The sequence below is a fragment of the Actinomyces ihuae genome, from assembly GCF_001457875.1.
Classification (GTDB): Bacteria; Actinomycetota; Actinomycetes; order Actinomycetales; family Actinomycetaceae; genus Pauljensenia; species Pauljensenia radingae_A.
The window spans coordinates 472,615-491,449 of the sequence record NZ_CZPX01000004.1 but is presented as its reverse complement, the minus strand read 5'-3'; the positions used below and the strand labels follow the sequence as shown (position 1 = coordinate 491,449).

At 58.8% G+C, this 18,835-nt stretch carries 16 protein-coding genes and 5 tRNA genes; 1 reads left to right on the top strand and 20 read right to left on the bottom strand.

Features of this window, described 5'->3' with window-relative positions; genetic code table 11:
• Nucleotides 1-6: 6 nt before the first annotated feature.
• From BN3002_RS03410 to BN3002_RS03315, 20 genes are all read right to left on the bottom strand, one after another.
• Nucleotides 7-543 (bottom strand): NUDIX hydrolase, encoded by a 537-nt coding sequence (locus tag BN3002_RS03410; RefSeq protein WP_058236598.1) that lies wholly within the window; start codon nucleotides 541-543, stop codon nucleotides 7-9.
• 3 nt (nucleotides 544-546) lie between these two features.
• The gene (locus tag BN3002_RS03405) at nucleotides 547-1,830 is read right to left on the bottom strand and encodes a PrsW family intramembrane metalloprotease (RefSeq protein ID WP_074026159.1); all 1,284 of its coding nucleotides are present in this window, start codon (nucleotides 1,828-1,830) and stop codon (nucleotides 547-549) included.
• Nucleotides 1,831-1,851: 21 nt separating this feature from the next.
• A complete protein-coding gene (locus BN3002_RS03400) occupies nucleotides 1,852-2,445 on the bottom strand; it encodes a hypothetical protein (protein ID WP_058236597.1) in 594 nt (197 codons plus the stop codon).
• A complete protein-coding gene (locus BN3002_RS03395) occupies nucleotides 2,442-3,620 on the bottom strand; it encodes a glycosyltransferase family 4 protein (protein ID WP_058236596.1) in 1,179 nt (392 codons plus the stop codon). The genes BN3002_RS03400 and BN3002_RS03395 overlap by 4 nt, the downstream gene beginning before the upstream one ends.
• The gene (locus BN3002_RS03390) at nucleotides 3,617-4,528 is read right to left on the bottom strand and encodes a phosphatidylinositol mannoside acyltransferase (protein ID WP_058236595.1); all 912 of its coding nucleotides are present in this window, start codon (nucleotides 4,526-4,528) and stop codon (nucleotides 3,617-3,619) included. The genes BN3002_RS03395 and BN3002_RS03390 overlap by 4 nt, the downstream gene beginning before the upstream one ends.
• Nucleotides 4,521-5,153, bottom strand: coding sequence for a phosphatidylinositol phosphate synthase (gene pgsA, locus BN3002_RS03385; protein ID WP_058236594.1), 633 nt, complete (start codon nucleotides 5,151-5,153; stop codon nucleotides 4,521-4,523). Before pgsA ends, BN3002_RS03390 begins: the two co-directional genes overlap by 8 nt.
• Nucleotides 5,154-5,735, bottom strand: a complete 582-nt coding sequence (locus tag BN3002_RS03380; protein WP_058236593.1) for an HIT family protein — start codon at nucleotides 5,733-5,735, stop codon at nucleotides 5,154-5,156. It abuts the gene before it with no gap.
• Between the two features lie 17 nt (nucleotides 5,736-5,752).
• Nucleotides 5,753-7,768, bottom strand: a complete 2,016-nt coding sequence (gene thrS, locus BN3002_RS03375; protein WP_092648526.1) for a threonine--tRNA ligase — start codon at nucleotides 7,766-7,768, stop codon at nucleotides 5,753-5,755.
• Nucleotides 7,756-8,859, bottom strand: a complete 1,104-nt coding sequence (locus BN3002_RS03370) for a lipid II:glycine glycyltransferase FemX (RefSeq protein ID WP_070726596.1) — start codon at nucleotides 8,857-8,859, stop codon at nucleotides 7,756-7,758. The genes thrS and BN3002_RS03370 overlap by 13 nt, the downstream gene beginning before the upstream one ends.
• Before the next feature lie 12 nt (nucleotides 8,860-8,871).
• Nucleotides 8,872-10,098: a carboxylate--amine ligase gene (locus BN3002_RS03365; RefSeq protein WP_058236591.1), complete on the bottom strand. Its 1,227-nt coding sequence runs from the start codon at nucleotides 10,096-10,098 to the stop codon at nucleotides 8,872-8,874.
• A gap of 4 nt (nucleotides 10,099-10,102) precedes the next feature.
• Nucleotides 10,103-10,846, bottom strand: coding sequence for a hydrogen peroxide-dependent heme synthase (gene hemQ / locus BN3002_RS03360; RefSeq protein WP_227469305.1), 744 nt, complete (start codon nucleotides 10,844-10,846; stop codon nucleotides 10,103-10,105).
• Nucleotides 10,839-11,897, bottom strand: coding sequence for a ferrochelatase (locus BN3002_RS03355; protein WP_082628535.1), 1,059 nt, complete (start codon nucleotides 11,895-11,897; stop codon nucleotides 10,839-10,841). Before BN3002_RS03355 ends, hemQ begins: the two co-directional genes overlap by 8 nt.
• A 90-nt stretch (nucleotides 11,898-11,987) precedes the next feature.
• Nucleotides 11,988-13,274 (bottom strand): MFS transporter, encoded by a 1,287-nt coding sequence (locus tag BN3002_RS03350; RefSeq protein ID WP_058236589.1) that lies wholly within the window; start codon nucleotides 13,272-13,274, stop codon nucleotides 11,988-11,990.
• A 6-nt stretch (nucleotides 13,275-13,280) separates the two neighbouring features.
• On the bottom strand, nucleotides 13,281-14,588 hold the full coding sequence (locus BN3002_RS03345) for an amidohydrolase (protein ID WP_058236588.1): 1,308 nt from the start codon (nucleotides 14,586-14,588) through the stop codon (nucleotides 13,281-13,283).
• Between the two features lie 14 nt (nucleotides 14,589-14,602).
• The gene (dcuC, locus tag BN3002_RS03340) at nucleotides 14,603-16,021 is read right to left on the bottom strand and encodes a C4-dicarboxylate transporter DcuC (protein WP_058236587.1); all 1,419 of its coding nucleotides are present in this window, start codon (nucleotides 16,019-16,021) and stop codon (nucleotides 14,603-14,605) included.
• Between the two features lie 68 nt (nucleotides 16,022-16,089).
• A tRNA-Val gene (locus BN3002_RS03335) sits at nucleotides 16,090-16,164 on the bottom strand.
• A gap of 1 nt (nucleotide 16,165) precedes the next feature.
• A tRNA-Cys gene (locus BN3002_RS03330) sits at nucleotides 16,166-16,236 on the bottom strand.
• 16 nt (nucleotides 16,237-16,252) lie between these two features.
• Nucleotides 16,253-16,325 (bottom strand) — tRNA-Gly (locus tag BN3002_RS03325).
• Nucleotides 16,326-16,343: 18 nt separating this feature from the next.
• Nucleotides 16,344-16,415 (bottom strand) — tRNA-Val (locus BN3002_RS03320).
• A 1-nt stretch (nucleotide 16,416) separates the two neighbouring features.
• Nucleotides 16,417-16,489, bottom strand: a tRNA-Gly gene (locus tag BN3002_RS03315).
• Nucleotides 16,490-16,722: 233 nt separating this feature from the next.
• Between BN3002_RS03315 and glgX the strand changes: the two genes are divergently transcribed.
• The gene (gene glgX, locus BN3002_RS03310) at nucleotides 16,723-18,834 is read left to right on the top strand and encodes a glycogen debranching protein GlgX (RefSeq protein WP_058236586.1); all 2,112 of its coding nucleotides are present in this window, start codon (nucleotides 16,723-16,725) and stop codon (nucleotides 18,832-18,834) included.
• Nucleotide 18,835 lies beyond the last annotated feature (1 nt).

Sequence of the window (18,835 nt, the reverse complement as noted above, 5' to 3'; positions counted from 1 at the left end):
GCTACTTTACCCGACGGATGACTCGTCAAGCTCGATCATGGTCCCATCCCACCCGTCTTTCCATTGACGAGCCATCGCGACCAGGTCACGTGGATAGACTTCCGCTCTTCGGGATTCAGCCTCAAGATCGTCCAGGTCCCACCACGTCATCGTATCGAGCACGCTGCGCTCCAGTTCAGTCCAGCCGTCCCAGTTCAACTCTGTGCGGTGCACGTGCGCAACGAAGAACCATTCCTCCTGGCGCGCTGTCACGTTGAGAAAATCGAACAGCGCGCGCCGATGCAGGACAGGGCCGACAAGACGAGTCGGATCCAGGGCGATCCCCGTCTCTTCACGAATTTCGCGCACCGCCGTCTGCTGCAATGTTTCGCCTTCTTCCTGCCCGCCTCCTGTGGTGAACCACCAGGAGCGTGTGACATTTTCTGAATCGTGTCCGCGCACGAGGAGCAGCTTGCCGTCCTCGTCGAATACGGCTACGCGGGCAGCGCGTCGGAACGGTATGCCGTCTTGGTCTGGAATCCATTCCGGTCCAAGGTCACTCACTCGTTATCGTCCAATCTGCCTGTTGGCGTGAGCACTGCGCGTGCGCGTCAGGAACACGTCTCGGGACGCGATCAACTGCTGCAGCATGTCCTGATCCTGTGCCACGCGATCTGCGTGCCTGCCCGCCTTACGGTGGATCATTTCATCCATTCCCAATGCGGCAGCCAGTCGCTGGAAATTCTTCATGGCGCGTTTGGCAGCGCGACCGCCCTGAGCTGCCCACCTAACGGCTGAACGGCGGGCACCGCGGTTGACCACCATTGTCACTTCGCCCGGCAGGATCCATCCAGTACGCACATAAGGCTCCAACCCGTTGGCAATGGTGCGCGCCTGCCGCGCGGACATGACCAGCAGCGCGACGATCCACGCGATGAAAATCGGGACCTCGACGAAGAGGTAAAACACGAACCAGCGTTCCATCGACGTGCTGGCCAGGTAGTTCCACGATCCGTGGATGAGGACCGCGACGATCCACCCCAGCGGCAAGGTCCAGACCCATGCGAGACCCGACTTGTGGCGCACCACGCCCCACGCTGCCGCCAGCCCGATGAACGAGGTGGCCATCGGATGCAGGAACGGGCTCATGATGCCGCGCAGGAACCACGTGATCATCAGTTGGCCCTCTTCTGAGCTGCGCAGGAAGTACTGGATGTTCTCGATAAACGCGAAACCTGCGCCTGCCATTCCGGCGTAGACGATACCGTCAATCAGCGAGTTGATGCGGTGACGTCGCCAGGCCAGAACAAACACCACGCCCGCACCCTTGAGGGTCTCTTCCACGATGGGTGCCACGATCGAGGCCGTAGCTACCATCGTCAGGCCTGAGTGCCCGGTGATCAACTGGATGTTCGTCTGCAGCGCAGTGTTGATCACCATCGCCACCACTGCTGCAGCTCCCGCTCCCCACACGAAGGTCACGAGCATCGCGACCCACGGTTCGGGTTCCCAGCGATCAATAAAACGCAGCACTGCGATGATGAATCCCAAGGGAATCAATGCCAGCACTCCGGTCAGAACTGTTGACGGTAAACCACCGGTGCGCACGTATCCGAACAGCGCAAAACCCAGTGCCGCCACGCCAACAATGGTGAAAATGATTTCAAACCACGCAATCGAGCGCTTGCGCATGGGCGGAGACCATACGGGAGCGACTTCCTGCGGACTGGGCACACCCGTTGCCGGCGCGCCTGCCGGGGCGTCAGCCCACTGATTCCCGCCGACGCGACCAATCCTGGCAAGGCGGTAGTCCTCGCCGGGACCTCCCCACTTCACACGTTGCTCGCTCACGGGTCTCACCGCCTTTAGTTACTACGCGTCGTCGAAGTCGATGCTCGATGGCACTCGTGCATGGCCGTACAGGTGAGCGATGCGCACCAACGGATGAGCACGCAGTCGCCTAATTTGTGTCACGTCTAGATTATGCACTGAACGAGCCACATGCACGCGGTAGTGCGACGCGTCGAGTGCGCTGATCAGGTGTGCAGCATCGGCATCGTCACGCGCCTCGTCGCGCAGCTGGGGTGTCATGCACGCACGAATCTGTCGCGACAGGGCCGACTCGGCATTCAGACGTCTTGCAGCCATCTGCGCATCGCCGTCAGACAGTCCGTCAATGTCACGCTTGCGGTCGAAATCGTCAGCCACCAGTGGGGTTCCGCTCAACGCCAGGCAGCGCGCGGCAGCATCGTCCAAGTCGGCGCTTCCCTGTCCTGCCAGTCCGCTGGCCGCCAGCAGCCCTGCATCGACGGCTCGTCTGATCAAATGCGTGTCGAGGGCGACGCGTGACATCGTCACGCGCCAATGCAACCTGTCCAGGCGCCCAGCCAACATGACGCACTGCCAGATCAATACCGCCACAACCACGATGACACCGGCCAGGAGGATCCACTGCCACAGGCTCATTGGTCAACCTCCCGCAGCCGTCCGCCACGCATGAGCGACAAGGCGTTCTGCCTGCCAGGATCTTCACGCGCCCCGGCCACAACGGTCTGGTACACAGCCATAATGCGATCAGTGACGGTCGACCAGTCATAGGCGGCTGATGCGGCCTGCCCTCGTACGGCAAGTTCGTCCAAAGCGTCCGCGTCGCTCAAGGCATTGACGAGGGCGTCCGCCAGTGCAGCCGAATCACCGCTGTGGAACAACATTCCGGCGTCACCATTGTTGAGAACGGCTCGGAAGGCTTCGATATCGGATGCGACGACGGCACACCCTGCAGCCATCGCTTCGACCAGCACAATGCCGAAGGATTCTCCCCCTGTTTGCGGAGCAACATAGATTGTCGCGCCAGCCAGCAGTGATTCTTTTTCCTCGTCCGTAATTTCGCCCAGGAACTCCACTGAGTCTCCCAGGCCTTCCAGATCGGTTCGTATCTGGCCGGCATCGCCGCGTCCTGCGATCATAAAGCGCGCCCCGGGGACGTGTTCAAGCACTGTGCGGATCGCACCGGCAAATATGCCCAGTCCTTTCCGCGGCTCATCGAGGCGTCCCAAGAAGACGACCACCGGCCTGTGCTGGGTGGCTTCCCACTGTGGCAGCGGCTGAGCGCGACGGAAGTTCTCCGTCTCAACGCCGTTGGGGATAATCACAGCGTCACCACCATGGTGTTCGATCAGGGTGCGGCGCGCTTCAGCCGACACTGCGATGCGCGCACTCAGGCGCTCCATGAGGGGGCGGATCATGCCCGCGGTGATTTCCCTGGCGTAGGAGCGCTCCATTGCTGAATGGAATGTTCCCACCATGGGCACATCCGCATTGATCAAGGCTAGGAAGGACACAGATGGCACCCCTGGTTCATGGATATGGACGACATCGAAGTCGCCCTCGTCGAGCCATTTCCTGGTGCGTACGGCTGAACGTGGAGTAAATGAGAGGCGTGCGACGGACCCGTTGAAGGGGATCGGAATGGTCTCACCCGCGCCGACGGCCCAGCTCGGTAAGTCTGTGTCGTGTTTGGCCGGAGTCAGAACGGAGACGGTGTGGCCTCGGCGGATAAGCTCTTCAGCAAGGTCACGCACGTGGAACTGGACGCCTCCAGGCACGTCCCATGCGTAGGGGTTGACGATTCCGATTTTCACTGTGAGTCCTCGACGCGTCGGCGGGCCCTGGCCAGGCGTTCTGGATCGAGGTCGTCGACAAATAGCGGTTGCATCATGTGCCAGTGTGCCAGATGTTCACGAATCATAGGGACAAGCGCGTCGACCCACGCCTGGGTGTGTGTTTCCACACTGGTACGCGATTGGGTAGCGCCGGGATTGTCGATCACGTCGGAAATATCGATGCGAATGTGGCTACCTGTGGTGTGATAGATCATCGCGGCTGCCAGTGGGCGGTCCAGGCGCTGTGCCAAAGCTGCGGGGCCTGCTGCGACAAGTGCGCGGCGGCCTCCAAAATCAACGTCAACGCCTCTGCCTGAAATATCGCGGTCTGCCAGCAGCGGTACCAGAAGGTTGGCGCGTCCCTTCGCCTGGGCAGCGAGCTGGTGAAAGACGGATTCCTTCTTCCCCACCCCGATAATTTCCATACCGAGGTCTTCGCGCAGGTCGACAAACGCCTGGAACAATTCCGGTGGGTCGAGCTTTTCAGCCACGGTCAACACGGGAAGGCCGTTGCGGCACATCCATGCGCCGGCCAGGTCCCAGTTTCCGGCATGTGCGAGGGCGAGCACAACGGGGCCGTCAGCAGCCAGTTCGCGCAGCATGTCCATCCGCGGCACGTCCACCATGTCATCCAAGTTTCCGTCAATGAGGTGTGTGAGCGCGAATTGTTCGGCGTAGGTCTGCGCGCTCAGTCGCACGGCCTGGCGCACGTGGCTCGAAGGGAGCGAATGCCCGGCGACTCGCTCGTGGTTGAAGCGCAGCCGCGCCGTCACGTCTAGCGGGAGTGCGGCGACGATGTCACCTGCCATTCGTGCCGCACCGAACAGAAGTGAGCGTGGCAGGCGCGGAGCGAGGCGAAATGCTGACAGCTGCCAGGCGTTACTCACCCGCGTCGCCTGCCTCGATCTGCTTTTTCGTGTACAGCACGCGCTGCGTCACCGTGATAAGCGAGGCGAATGCCACCCATATCAGTCCGATCGGGTAGAACCACGACCACAGGTTCCAATCGGTCAGGGCTGCGCACACCAACGCGATGATGAGTCGGTCAGTGCGTTCAGCTATACCGACCGACGCGGTAATCCCCATAATTTCAGCCTTGGCACGGGCATAGGGGACGGCTGCCACGCCCACCATCGCGACCGTTCCGGCGATGATCGCGGTCGTGCGTTCAGGTGAAGGCTCCAGGTGGAATACGGCATTGACCAGCAGCGCACCGAACACTGCCCCGTCACCGAGGCGGTCCATCGTCGAATCCAGGAACGCGCCAAACCGTGAGGTCTGTCCGCTGTAGCGTGCAAGCACTCCATCAACGGAATCACAAAACAGGATCACGCCGAGTATGACGCCAGCCTGCCAGACGTAGCCGCGTGCCAGCACCGCACAGGAAATCATGACGACCAGTGTCGTCGATGTTGCTGTCACCATATTCGGTGTGACGTGAAGGCGATGCAGAAGTTTGGCGAAAGGTGTGAAGATCGTCGTCGCCACCGACCTGCCATGATTACCGAGCATCTACTTGTCATCTCCCTGAGGCCACGCCTTGGCCAGACGCTGCCGCACATCACCGAGCAGTTCGGGGAGTGCACGTGAGCGGGCCACGATCGGCAGAAAGTTTGAGTCTCCTCCCCATCGGGGCACCACGTGCTGATGCAGGTGCGCGGCGATTCCGGCTCCGGCAACCTGTCCCTGGTTCATGCCCAGGTTGAAGCCCTGCGCACCCGCCGTCTCACGTTCCACACGCATGGCCGTGGCGGTCAGCTCGCCCAGCTCGATGCGTTCCTCGTCCGTCAAATCCGTGTAGTCGGCAACGTGGCGGTACGGGCACACGAGCATGTGGCCGGAGTTGTAAGGGAACAGATTCATCAATACGAAGCAGGTGCGTCCGCGGTGAACGATCAGTGCCTCTTCATCTGTCTTGTCCGGCGCCGCGCAGAAGGGGCATTCTCCTGCTGACGAGTCCGCAGGCTTGTGATCTCCCTGGATGTAGACCCAGCGGTGGGGCGTCCACAGCCGGTCAAAGCCATCCAATTCACCGGCAAAATCGCCTGAGTCTTCCGCCTGCGGGTCACCCGGATGAGGCTGACCGTTCCTCATGTCGCTGCTCCCCTTCCCTACGCTTTGTCCTCGTTGTTGTGAGTCTCAATGTGGTGCACGATGCGTTCAACGGCTTCATCAACCGGAATGCCGTTATCCTGGCTTCCGTCACGGTAGCGGAACGAGACAGCGCCTGCTTCTTCGTCCTCACCGCCCGCGATCAGCACGAACGGCACTTTTTCCTTCGAGGCGTTGCGAATCTTCTTGCCGAAACGATCATCGGAATGGTCGACCTCAACACGCACGTGGCGCGCGCGCAGTTTCGCAGCCACCTGGTCGACGTACTCATCGAATGCGTCTGCTACGGGAACGAGTTTGACCTGCACAGGTGCCAGCCATGCCGGGAATGCGCCGGCGTAGTGCTCAGTCAGCACGCCGATAAAGCGCTCAACGGATCCGAGCTTGGCGCAGTGAATCATCACCGGACGCTGGTGCGTACCATCGGGCGCAGTGTATTCCAGGCCGAAGCGTTCAGGCTGATTGAAGTCGTACTGGACGGTGGACATCTGCCATGTGCGGCCGATCGCATCCTTGACCTGAACGGAAACCTTCGGACCGTAGAACGCGGCACCGCCTGGATCTGGCACCAGGTCCAGCCCTGTTGACGCGCATGCTTCCTCCAGGATCCGAGTTGCCGCATCCCAGTCCTCATCCGAGCCGATGAACTTGTCTTTCTTCGACTCGTCATCACTGCGGGTGGACAGTTCCAGATAGAAGTCCGTCAACCCGAATTCGCGCAGAATCGACAAGAAGAAGTTCAGCAGCATCGTGATTTCGTCGCGCGCCTGTTCAGGTGTGCAGTACGTGTGCGAATCATCCTGCGTAAATCCGCGCATACGTGTCAGGCCGTGCACCACTCCGGACTTTTCGTAGCGGTAGTCGTGTCCCATTTCGAAAAATCGCAGAGGCAGTTCACGGTAGGAACGCCCTCGTGAACGGAAAATCAGGTTGTGCATCGGGCAGTTCATGGCCTTGAGGTAGTACTCCTGGCCTTCACGCGTCACGTGCCCGTCTTCTGCGCGTTCTTCATCGACCATCATCGGCGGAAACATCGTGTCCGCGTAGTACGGGAGGTGACCCGAGGTGTGGAATACGCCTGACTTGGTGATCTCAGGCGTATGAACGAAGTCAAAGCCTGCTTCCAGGTGGCGCTGCGTGACGTACTCTTCGATCACGTGACGCAAAATACCGCCTTTGGGGTGGAACAGAACCAGGCCGGGGCCAACTTCCTCGGGGAATGAGAACAGGTCAAGTTCCTGTCCCAGTCGCCGGTGGTCGCGGCGCTGTGCTTCCTTGATTCGTTCCTGGTAGGCGACGAGGTCGTCCTTGCTGGCCCACGCGGTGCCGTAAATGCGTTGCAGGTGATCATTGTTCTGATCACCTTTCCAGTACGCTGCCGACGACTTCGTCAATGCGAAGCCATTGCCGATCAGTTTGGTGGACGGCAGGTGCGGGCCGCGGCACAGATCTTTCCATGCGACGCTGCCGTCGCGCCGCACATTGTCGTAGATTGTCAGTTCGCCGTGGCCGACCTCAACGGACGCGCCTTCTGCGCCTGATCCCTTCGTAGTGACCAATTCGAGCTTGTAAGGTTGGTCAGCCAGTTCGGCGCGCGCCTCGTCTTCGGTGACGACGCGGCGGCGGAACGTTTGGCCTTCCTTAATGATCCGCTTCATGCGTTTTTCGAGGTCGCGAAGCATTTCTGGGGTCACTGCATCGATGTTGCCGAAGTCGTAGTAGAAGCCGTCCGTGATGAACGGGCCAATTCCCAGGTTGACGTCCGGAAATACATCCTGCACTGCCTGGGCCAGCACGTGCGTGGTGGAGTGGCGCAGAATCTGCAGACCTTCCTGAGAATCCAGCGTAATAGCGCTGACTTCAGCGCCATTGGGAATTTCAGCGGTCAGATCGGTCGGTGCGCCGTTGACGTTCATGGCGATTACCCGCCGGTTGGAGGAGTACCACGTGGCTCCTGTTGTTCCTTCGTCAATCTGTTCAATGTTGCCGTCAATGGTCGCGGTCAGTTCTGACACGATGATGCTCCTTCTCTGGCACGCTGTACGGGTGCGTGCCGATCAATGTCCCAAGCCATCGTAGCGCGTGCGCGGCGAACCAGATTCTCCACTGCATGTTTCGTGGCCAACGCAGCTTTCAGGGCGCTGACTGCTCCGGGGATCACCGGCACGTCCCACGCGCCGTCCACGTCAGTAAATGACTGGCACCAGCGACGCTTATAGCGGCCCACCGAATACAGCTCCGGCACACGTGGCGAATACACGCCCATCAGGTCAAGCCCCTTGACGCCTTCCTTCGCCAGCCGAACAGCCACGTCAAAATCCAATGCGTCAGGCCCCAGCACGGTGCGCGCCTGATCTGTCGATGCGCCGTAGTAGGCAACAGCTTGCTTATCGTGCACCAACACCAGATCCCAGCACACCAGTGTGTCATCGGGCAGACGCACGCCGAACAGTCGGGAAGATTCGGGCATGGAGTCCAGCATCGACCAGTAGACCTGCGGCGGATGTGGATGGAACCCATCCCTGCGCGCTGTTTCCTTCATCACCTCGTAGTACTCACGGAATGCTGCGCGCGTCAGGCCTGTTTCTTCAACGACTCGCGCGCCTCCCTCGGCCATCTTCTTCTTGGCTCTGCGTACTGCACGGCGTCCGTCTTTCGTCATGGTCGCGAGAATCGAATCCTCAGTGCCGCCGCTGATGTCAATGATTGCGGTGCGGTCATATGTGATGAACTGGAGTGACTCATGCAGGTCCGGCGCCTGGAAGAAGGCGTGCATGCGGATAAAGGCGATGCTTCTGTCGCGGTTCCTGACCATGCGTACCAGGTCGGCCCGCAAGGCAGCTTCACTATCGGGTGACTGTTCTTTCAGCCAGACTGGTCCGTGTTTGGCCCACAAGTACTTCACTCCGCGTAGCGAATACTCGTACAGTGCGATGATCGCCTGGTCTTTATCGTCTTTTTCCCATGCAAAACGGCCCCATAGTCGCCGTCCCTGCGTCTGTTCGAATGCCTCCCACGGCGCTGCCTGTTCGATCGGCAGCGGTATCACGCCAGCGGCGGCGATCCTCATCTGATCTGCGGTCAGTTCACGCAGCTCGGTTGCCATGATGGCTCCTCCTTAGAATGAGCGGTCTGTGGCCTCAGGGTAAAAACGTCGGAACTTGCGGATATGGTTGAGCGTCTGGAGAGCGACGATCGCCGATCGTACCAGTGACGTTTCAGCGGTGTAGACCAGCGGATTCTTGCGCTTGCCGCTGCGCTGCAACGCGTGGACGCGTTGGCGCAGTTCTTCATCGCGCACGTAGTGGCGCAGCAGTGCATCGGGAACTAGGGAGTAGAGAATTTTGTTGTGCACTTCCTGCGGCTTGACGTGCTCATGGTCAATCAGGTCGCGCACCATGATGGACATGGGGTTCACGCCGGCGGCGCTCATGTACCAACTGTTGCGTCCGATGCGCGGATTGACTTCAAAGAACACGGCTCGGCCGTCACGCGGATCCACTTTGACGTCGAAGTTGGCAAATCCGCGATATCCGGTGTCGGTCAGAAAAGCACGGGCACTGTCCCACAGATCGTCGAATGGCTCGGTGATCATCGCAACAGGGTTGCCGATCATGGTGGGCGCATGGTCCTCGAGCAGCACGCGTGCCGACCCGATCATTGTCACGTCGCCGTGAGAGTCGACGTACGCGGTGATGGAACGCATCTGCGTGTTGTCTCCGGGGATGAGTTCCTGCACAAGGAACGTATCGTCGAATCCTGCCTTACGCAGCGTCGCCCACAGCTCGTCCAGTTCGGCTGCGGTCTCGATGAAATAGATCTTCCGTTTACCTGGGAAGTCGACCTGGTCGTAGGCGTCCCCTCGCGCCGCTTTGGCAACGACGGGGAAGTCGAACGGTAACGAGGGTGTCTCACCACTCCCCACGTTCACGCTGACGGTGCGAGGTGTGTCAATGCCAAGTTCGGTGCAGATCTGTGCGAACTGAGCTTTATCTGTGACGCGTTCGGTGACCTCAACGGGTGGGAAAGGCAGTGAGTATCCTGCTTTTTCAAGTTCGCTGTGATAGCGCCCGACGAATACCGAGTGTCGGTCGTCGTTCGCCATGAGTACGAGTTTCCTGCCGGGATTCGCAGCTGCCAGCCCGCGGAGGACTGCAAGTGTCTGCCGGTCATCCGCATGTGGCGGAAGTGTTTCCACGTCAAAAAAGACGGAGCGTGTAATCGCATCTGTTGGGGATGCCGCCAGGCAGATGCAGCGGCACCCGTAGGCTTCGTGGAATGAACGCCCGATGGCGTACACGCCGATGTCACCGCCGACAATGACGGGAAGAAGGTCTGTAGTCATCCTTCTACTGTAGCGGCTGGCGATCCGTCCACTCGGTCAGTTCGACGCGAGGCCCGGTGAAGAACGGAGTGTCTTCGCGCACGAATAGTCGAGCTTCCGCGTCGCGCTGGCGACGCAGCACACCCATGACGCGGTCGAGGCTGTCGGATTCGAGGGCGACCGTCCACTCGTAGTCCCCCAGCGCGAATGCGGCCAGCGTGGAAACCTGCACGTCCAGGTAGTCGACGCCGTTCATGCCGTGCTCTTTCAAGATGGCAGCGCGGCGAGCTTTCGGCAGGTAGTACCAGTCCCAGCTGCGCACAAAGGGGTAGACGGCGCAGTATCCGCGCGGCGCTGCACCGTTGAAGCAGGCGGGCAGGTGACGGGTGTTGAATTCGGCAGCCTTGTGTGCCGCCATTGCTGACCACACGGGTTCGAGAGCTGCGCCCAAGTCAGACGCAACGATCGCATGGTAGCCGGCCTGCAGTTTGTCGGCGCTGTCAGACAGTGCCCACATCATCAGGTCAGCGTCAGCGCGGTATCCGCCCACGTCATACCACCCTCGAATTTCCACGCCGGTGTCCCGCACGGCTCGTTCCATTGCCGCCGCCAAGTCGTGTGCGCTGTCGGCCGGCAACGGCACCACGGTGCGGAAGACGCACTGCAGCGAGTAATTGTCGCGCGCGTTGACTTCTTCGGGGTCAATGTCGGTCCGGTCGCGAGGGTCGTGAACCGGTGCCGGATGGTGACCATGTGGCATTTCACTCATGGGTTTCTCCTTGGTTGGGGTGATTAAAACAGGTTGGACGCATCTGGTAGGACTCACGCGGCAGGCAGCATTCCTGCGAGCATGTCACGGGCCACCTGATGTCAATCGCGTCGCCCGCTGCCCCGCTTCCGATCCGTTCGCAGACCACGTCAGCGAGCGAGGACACGAACGCTGGATCGGTGCCTGGAGTGGCGGCGCGCCGATAGTCCATTCCCAGATTGTCTGCAGTCGCCTTGGCTTCAGTGTCGAGGTCGTAGACCACTTCCATGTGGTCGGAAATAAAGCCAATCGGCGCGACGACCACGGCGCGCGTGCCGCCATCATGCAGGAATTCAAGATGGTCATTGATATCCGGTTCGAGCCACCGCGACTGTGGCGGACCCGATCGGGAACAGTACGCCAAATCGAATGGCACCTCTCGCCCCAGTTCGTCACTAACGTGTCTACAGATTTCCTCGCCCAGCTGGTGGTGCTGGCCGACATACGTGGGCAGGTGGTGGTCACCGGAGTTAGCCTCCATCGACACGGGGATGGAGTGCGTGACGAGGACAAGGTGCGGGTCGTCCAGCTCACGCATTGCGCGTGTGATGGAACGGACGTGGGCGCTGAGAATTCCCTGCGTCGTGTAATAGGGACGCACTTTCGTCAAAACCAGCTCACTGGCTTTGTCGCCCAGCTCGTCGAGCGCCGCAGCCAGATCTTCGCGGTACTGGCGACACCCGGAATAAGAAGCGAACGCTGAGGTGAAGACACATAGGACAGTGCGGTGTCCCAGGTCGATCAGGCTCGTCAGTGTTTCCGTGAAGTAGGGGTGCCAGTTGCGGTTTCCGACAACGACTGGGCATTTGACTCCTCGCTGCTCGAGTTCGCCAGCGAGGGCGCGCGAAAATTCGTCGTTGCATTCATTGATCGGGCTCTTCCCCCCAAACAGGCTGTAATGGCCGCCGACCTGGATGAGACGCTCGTCAGGGATCCCTTTGCCGCGCGTGGCGTTGCGCAAAAACGGCAAAATGTCGTCGGGTTGCCTGGGTCCTCCGTAGCTGCAGAGCATGATCGCATCCACGCTGGTTGTTTCGGCCTTCACGTTGAGCAATTTAAACAGAAAAGTGTGCTCTTCGCTTGGATTAGTCCTGCGGATGTTTTATGACTGAGCGTCGCTTCGAGCGGGCAGCGCCCTGCCTCGTTCGTCCATACCGAGGCGAGCGTAGGCCGTGGGAACTGTCACGAGCATCCACACTGCGCAGCAGGCAGCTGCCACTGCGGTCGCCCACGCGCTCATCGTTGCTCCCCATGCGGCCACCAGCACGGAAATCACGAATGGACCCACCGTCGGGCCCACCTGCGAGATGGCCTGCCAGATTCCCAGGAATCGGGAGCGGTTGATGTCCGGAGACAGATCGACTCCCATCGTCATAACGGTTCCTGCGCTGAATCCGTTGCCGAACCCCACGACACATGCACTGACCATGAAGCTCACGACTCCCCCGCTCAGGGCCAATCCCACGAACCCTGCCGCCATGATCAACAGGCACGGCAGAACGGATGCTCGTCTGCCGAAACGGTCCATGATCGCGCCTGAGAAGTAGAAGACGGCGACATCCAGTCCCGCTGAAATCGCGAAGGTCGCTGATATGAGTTCCTCTGTGATTCCGAGGCTCGTGCCCACCAGAGGCACCACAATGATCTGGTTGGTGCGCACCAGCGACAGCAGAACTGTCCCCACCGACAGCAGCATGGTCGACACGACGTCCACGTGGGTACGAGGGCGACGCTGCAAAGACGCCGGCGGCGTTTCACTGGACGATCGTTGGGACGCCGGCGGTTTGACATCCAGAATTTCGGGCGTAGGCGCGGTGAACAACAGGATCAGACTCAGGGCAAGCACGGTGGCTGCGATGAAGAACCAGAATGTGCCGGGAATACCTCCCAGCACAATGGCCAGCGACGCCAGCGCAGGACCGATCAACCGGCCGAGCCTGGACATTCCTCCGAGCATCGACATTGATCGTGCTCGCCATGTCATAGGCACGGATTCTGCCACATAGGACTGCCGCGCCAATTGCCACATGTCTCCGGCGATCGAAATGGCGACCATCGCGATAACGAATGCAACAACTGCACGGTTAATGCCGGGAAACCGTAGACATACCAGGGCGCATGTTCCGGCCAGCACAGCGATCAGCCCGCCGATGACGAATGATGAGCGGTCGCCGATGCGGTCGACCATCCGGCCGATCGGTACAGATGCGATGACACCGGCAACGCCCATGATTCCCACCATCGCCGATGCCCATGACTCGCTCATCTGCATGGACAGCCCGGCCAATACCACCACTGAATTGAGCGCACCGATACCGGTGGACCATGTCAGTGACGGGACGTAGACCGGGAGAGCCAGCAGGACAATTGGCGATGATGACCGTCGCATGAAGGTCTAGCGTAGTGCCATCACATCAAGCGCTGTACCGACAAACATACGTACGCCACGCACCATAGCGTCTTCGTTTGGTGAGAACGTTACGGTATGCCCAGCAGTCGGCGAATCAACAAGGATACGAATGAATGAAGCCTGGCCCCCATTGGACTGTACCCGATCCATCATGAACGAATAGTCTTCCGATCCAGGTGAAATCAGTCGGTTGGGCGAAGCGGGGCGCACCTCAACTTGTTCGGCTACCCGATCGATGCGCTCCATCAGCTCTGGAGAGGACTCGAGTGAAATTGCTTCTCCTGTTTTCGTGATCTCGCATTCGACTCCATGCATGTGCCCGGCATCTTCAAGAATCCGTCGGGCATATTCCTCCATATACGCATTGATCTGAGTGTTGGCGCCACGAATTTCCACCAGCATAGTGGCATTGTTGGCAATGATGTTACGGCCCGATCCAGCGTGGACAACACCCACGTTCACGCGCGTTTCTCCCTGTGAATTTCGCGGAAGCGCATACAGGTTGAGGATCGCTGTAGCAACAGCAGGCATCACGTTCCTGCCTTTTTCCGGAGCTCCTGCAGCGTGAGACGCCAAACCGGTGTAAGTCACGTCCAGTTTCGTTGTGGCCAGTGATCCGCCTGCGCCCGCGTATATATCAAACTCGTTGCATTGGTTCGATGCTGTCACATGAGAACCGAGCATGACAGTTACATCATCAAGGTGTCCGTGCGCGACGATGGATTTTGCTCCACGCACGCCTTCTTCAGCTGGCTGAAAGACTAACTTGAGGGTACCTGACCATTGATCGCGCATTTCCATCATCAGCTGCGCAACTCCCAGGCCGATGCTCGTGTGGCAATCGTGTCCGCATGCGTGCATCGTGTTGGCATGCACGGATTGAAAGCCTTCCCTGTTCGGGAAATGCTCTGGATCCGTCGTTTCTGCCAGCGGAAGCGCATCGATGTCAAAGCGCATTCCCACAACCGGGCCGTCACCGTTCTCAAGGATGCCGACGGCTCCGGTAAAACCGCCTTTCATGGCTTCAAGAAGTTCCTCCGGTGCACCTTCCTGCAGCGCTCTCTGGTAAGCCGATTCGAGTTCCTCTGCGGGAGGCACTCCCATACGGGCAGACTCTTCGCACACTTCTTTACCCACACGAACGATGTAACCCAGCTCGCGAAGTCGCTGAACGACAATACTGGTGGTTCTGAATTCTTCCCACCCTAGTTCCGGATGCTGATGAAGGTCACGACGTACAGCGATGAGGTCGTCAGCGATCTCATTGGAGCGTGCGACGATGGTGTCAAACATGGTCTTCTCCTTTCTCAGTGAATCAGATACAGCCAGATAAAGGATGTGGTGATCTGCGTGATGTACGCCGCCGCCATCACAGGAATTGTGCGTTTTGCCAGGTCGACGGGATTGACTTCCGCCAGACCCGACACCGCGATCAATACACCGGAGATCGGCGACATTGAACGTCCGATGCCCGCCGACAGCTCCATCGGCAGAGCTATTGCTACAGCAGGCTGGCCAAGGGGCTGCGCCACCTGAGGAGCCAGGGGTGCAAAAGCGAACCATGCTGCGTTTCCCGACCCGGTAAGGAGTGCAGTCAACAGGATTATCAGTGTCATGAGCACTGTCATGACGACAACGCCCAGGTGCAAATTGAACGCTCCATCGACAATGAACTTGATGAATCCGATTTGCGTGAGGCCTGCGGCGAACATCTGTCCTGCGACGATAAGCGTGGCAATTGCAACGAACTGCTTCCCCATTCCTTGAAAGAACACTTTCATGATTTCGCTGGCTCTGCTGAATGAGCGATATCTGATCATTTCGATGATCAGGACCACCAACATTGATGTCAGCATTGACGTCGCAACATTCATCTTGACGGAGGAGATGAGATATTCCGAAAAAACAATGAGTAAGACGAGCGGTATGAGCGGCAGAACTGCATAGTAGACGGGGGTCTTGAGCTCGGTTTTTACACTGCCTGTATCCGGTGAGGCTCCTGATGCTTCCTGTTCGAGATTCGAGGGCGGATTCATTTCCGGCAGCGTTCCGGCTTTCTTGTCGAAATGACGCTGAATCAGCATGTGGCTGATGGCAATCACTGCCATCGTCACAATTGCCACAGGCCCCTGATAGTCGATGAAGTATTTCTGAACGGTCATGGAGGACACCTCGGCCGACAAATTGGAGTTCGACGACGCTGGCCCGAGATCCAGGCAGGAGGTTGTCGCAATCAATGCTGCCGCGCTCAGACGCGAAATCCTCAAGGAACGCAGAAGGGGATACAAAGTCACCATAAGCAGCATTGCCAAGCCAGATGCAGACGGAATGATCATTCCGAGGCACTGTCCGAAAATATACGCGATTCCAAGGAAAATGTATGGCCTACGGATCCGCGACAGCGGCTTCATAGCGAGGTGCACCAGCATTGCGCTGGCACCGACTTTTTCCATTATCAGAGAGAATCCGCCCACAGCCATGATGATGAGTCCAAGACTGGCGGATGTGGAGGCAAATGTGTCGCGTAAGAAATCCACGACGTCAAGAACCATATTCCCCGTGGTTTTCTCGCTGTCCATCAGCGGCTCTTCAGACAGAGGGAGGGAAATGAAAAGAAGCAACAATCCTGCAAGGATCAATACTGTTTGTGGATGGTGTTTCTTAATGATCAGCCATGCCACTACAACTGTGACAGCCAAGCCAATCAAAAATCCGATTAGCGTCATCGCCTATGGACTTTCGACTTCAACTATTGACTAAAGGGTCTCTTGAAGTCTAAGGCATATAAAACAAATGGTGGGCGATACTGGGATCGAACCAGTGACCTCTTCCGTGTGAAGGAAGCGCGCTACCCCTGCGCCAATCGCCCGAGGTGGGTACCGGATTCGAACCGGTGTATACGGCTTTGCAGGCCGCTGCCTCGCCTCTCGGCCAACCCACCAAGTCATCTCAGACCGAGCGGATGACGGGACTCGAACCCGCGACCCTCACCTTGGCAAGGTGATGCTCTACCAACTGAGCCACATCCGCATGCGTATGAATACTCAGTGGGCGATACTGGGATCGAACCAGTGACCTCTTCCGTGTCAGGGAAGCGCGCTCCCGCTGCGCCAATCGCCCGAGCGGATGACGGGACTCGAACCCGCGACCCTCACCTTGGCAAGGTGATGCTCTACCAACTGAGCCACATCCGCGATGCGCTTGTCAATCAAGCGACGCAGGGAAGCTTAACAGGTTCTGGCCCGGTTGGGGAAATCCTGAGGACTTAGGCACGACTCGCTCCGGCATCGAAAACCCACCGAAAAATGTCGAAATTCTGCCATTTTCCACCACTTTTTAACACCGTCGGGCTGGAATTTTCGCGACCAGCTTCACAATTTTCCACGCTCAGCGCACTCTTTTCGAGGTTTCATGGCAATCTAAGAGTATGGATATTTGGCCAGGACATGCCTACCCGCTGGGCGCAATGTATGACGGCAATGGAACAAATTTCGCAGTTTATTCATCTATCGCGGACCGCATTGAATTGTGTCTCCTTGACGAGGATCGTCACGAAACCACAGTTGAACTCACTGAGGTCGATTATGACCAGTGGCACGCCTACCTGCCCGGCATAGGGCCCGGACAGCGCTATGGCTACCGCATCCACGGTCCCTACGCGCCAGACGAGGGGCATCGATGCGACCCGTCCAAACTCCTGCTCGACCCTTATGCGAAAGCAATTGAAGGGCAGATCAACAATTCCAATTCGGTCTTTTCCTACAACTTCAACGACCCAGCGCAACCGAATCACGACGACTCTGTCCACGACACGATGCTCTCCGTCGTCGTCGACGAGTCCTTCGACTGGGGCGATGACCGTCGCCCGAACTACGGGTATTCCCAAACAATCATTTACGAGGCACATGTACGCGGCATGACCATGCTGCACCCGGACGTGCCAGAAGAGCTGCGCGGCACCTACGCAGGGATCGCTCATCCGGCGATCATCAAACACCTGCAGGATCTTGGCATCACGTCCATTGAACTGATGCCGATCCACCAGTTCGTCAATGACCCATCCCTGCAGGCTCGTGACCTGTCGAATTACTGGGGTTACAACACCATCGGATTTTTCGCCCCGCACAACGCCTATTCATCGTCGGGTCAGCTCGGCGGGCAGGTCACCGAGTTCAAGAACATGGTGAAGACGCTCCACGCGGCCGGTATCGAAGTCATCCTCGACGTGGTGTACAACCACACCGCTGAAGGTAACCACATGGGGCCGACGCTGTCACTCAAGGGCCTCGATAACGCGAAGTACTATCGCCTCGTTCCCGATGATCTGAGGCATTACTTCGACACCACCGGCACAGGCAATTCCCTGCTCATGTCCTCGATCTCGGTCCTGATGCTCATCATGGATTCGCTGCGTTACTGGGTCACTGACATGCATGTCGACGGCTTCCGCTTCGACCTGGCAACGACACTGGCACGCCAGTTTGACGAGGTCTCCCACGCCTCGACTTTCTTTGACCTGATCCACCAGGATCCGGTGATCAGCCAGGTCAAACTCATCGCTGAGCCGTGGGATGTCGGCTCCAACGGCTACCAGGTAGGAGGCTTCCCTCCCCTGTGGTCCGAATGGAACGGTGAATACCGCGATGCTGTGCGCGATTTCTGGCGCGGGGAGTTCTCGTCCCTGTCCAGTTTTGCCTCCCGTCTGGCTGGCAGTGCTGACCTCTATGAGCATTCAGGACGGCGCCCTGTCGCCTCGGTCAACTTCATCACCGCTCATGACGGCTTCACCATGCGTGACCTCGTGTCCTATAACGGCAAACATAACGAGGCAAACGGTGAGGACAACAATGACGGCTCGTCCAATAACCGCTCCTGGAACTGCGGAACGGAAGGTCCGACGGATGATCCGGGCATTCAGGAGCTCCGCCAGCGCCAGATTCGCAATTTACTCACCACTCTTTTCTGCTCGCAGGGTCTGCCCATGCTGGCTCACGGTGACGAAATCGGACGCACGCAGATGGGCAATAACAACGTGTACTGCCAGGACAATGAGCTGTCATGGATGCACTGGGATCTGGAGGACTGGCAGCGCAAACTGCTCGCTTTCTCTCAGCGCCTCGTCCACCTGCGACGTGATCACCCCGTTCTGCGCCGCCGACGCTTCCTGAAAGGGCCGGCAACGCGCGGCGGTGAATCGGAGCTGGGCGAGATCGAATGGTTCACCCCTGCCGGCACTCACATGACGGAAGACGAGTGGAACCAGGCATGGGCTCGCTCCACGATGGTCTTCTACAACGGTAACGCCATTCAGGAACCCGACCCTGAGGGCAACACGATCACCGATGATGATTTCCTGCTGATGATCAACGCGTCTCCTGACTCCGTTGAATTCACCATTCCGAACCAGACGTATGGCAAGACCTGGACAACGGTGATCAACACGGGTGACGATGATGATCACAGTCAGTACCAGTCCGGTGACTCGATCACGCTGCCCGGCCGCACCACGATGATTCTGCTGAATCCGTTGGGACAGTGAC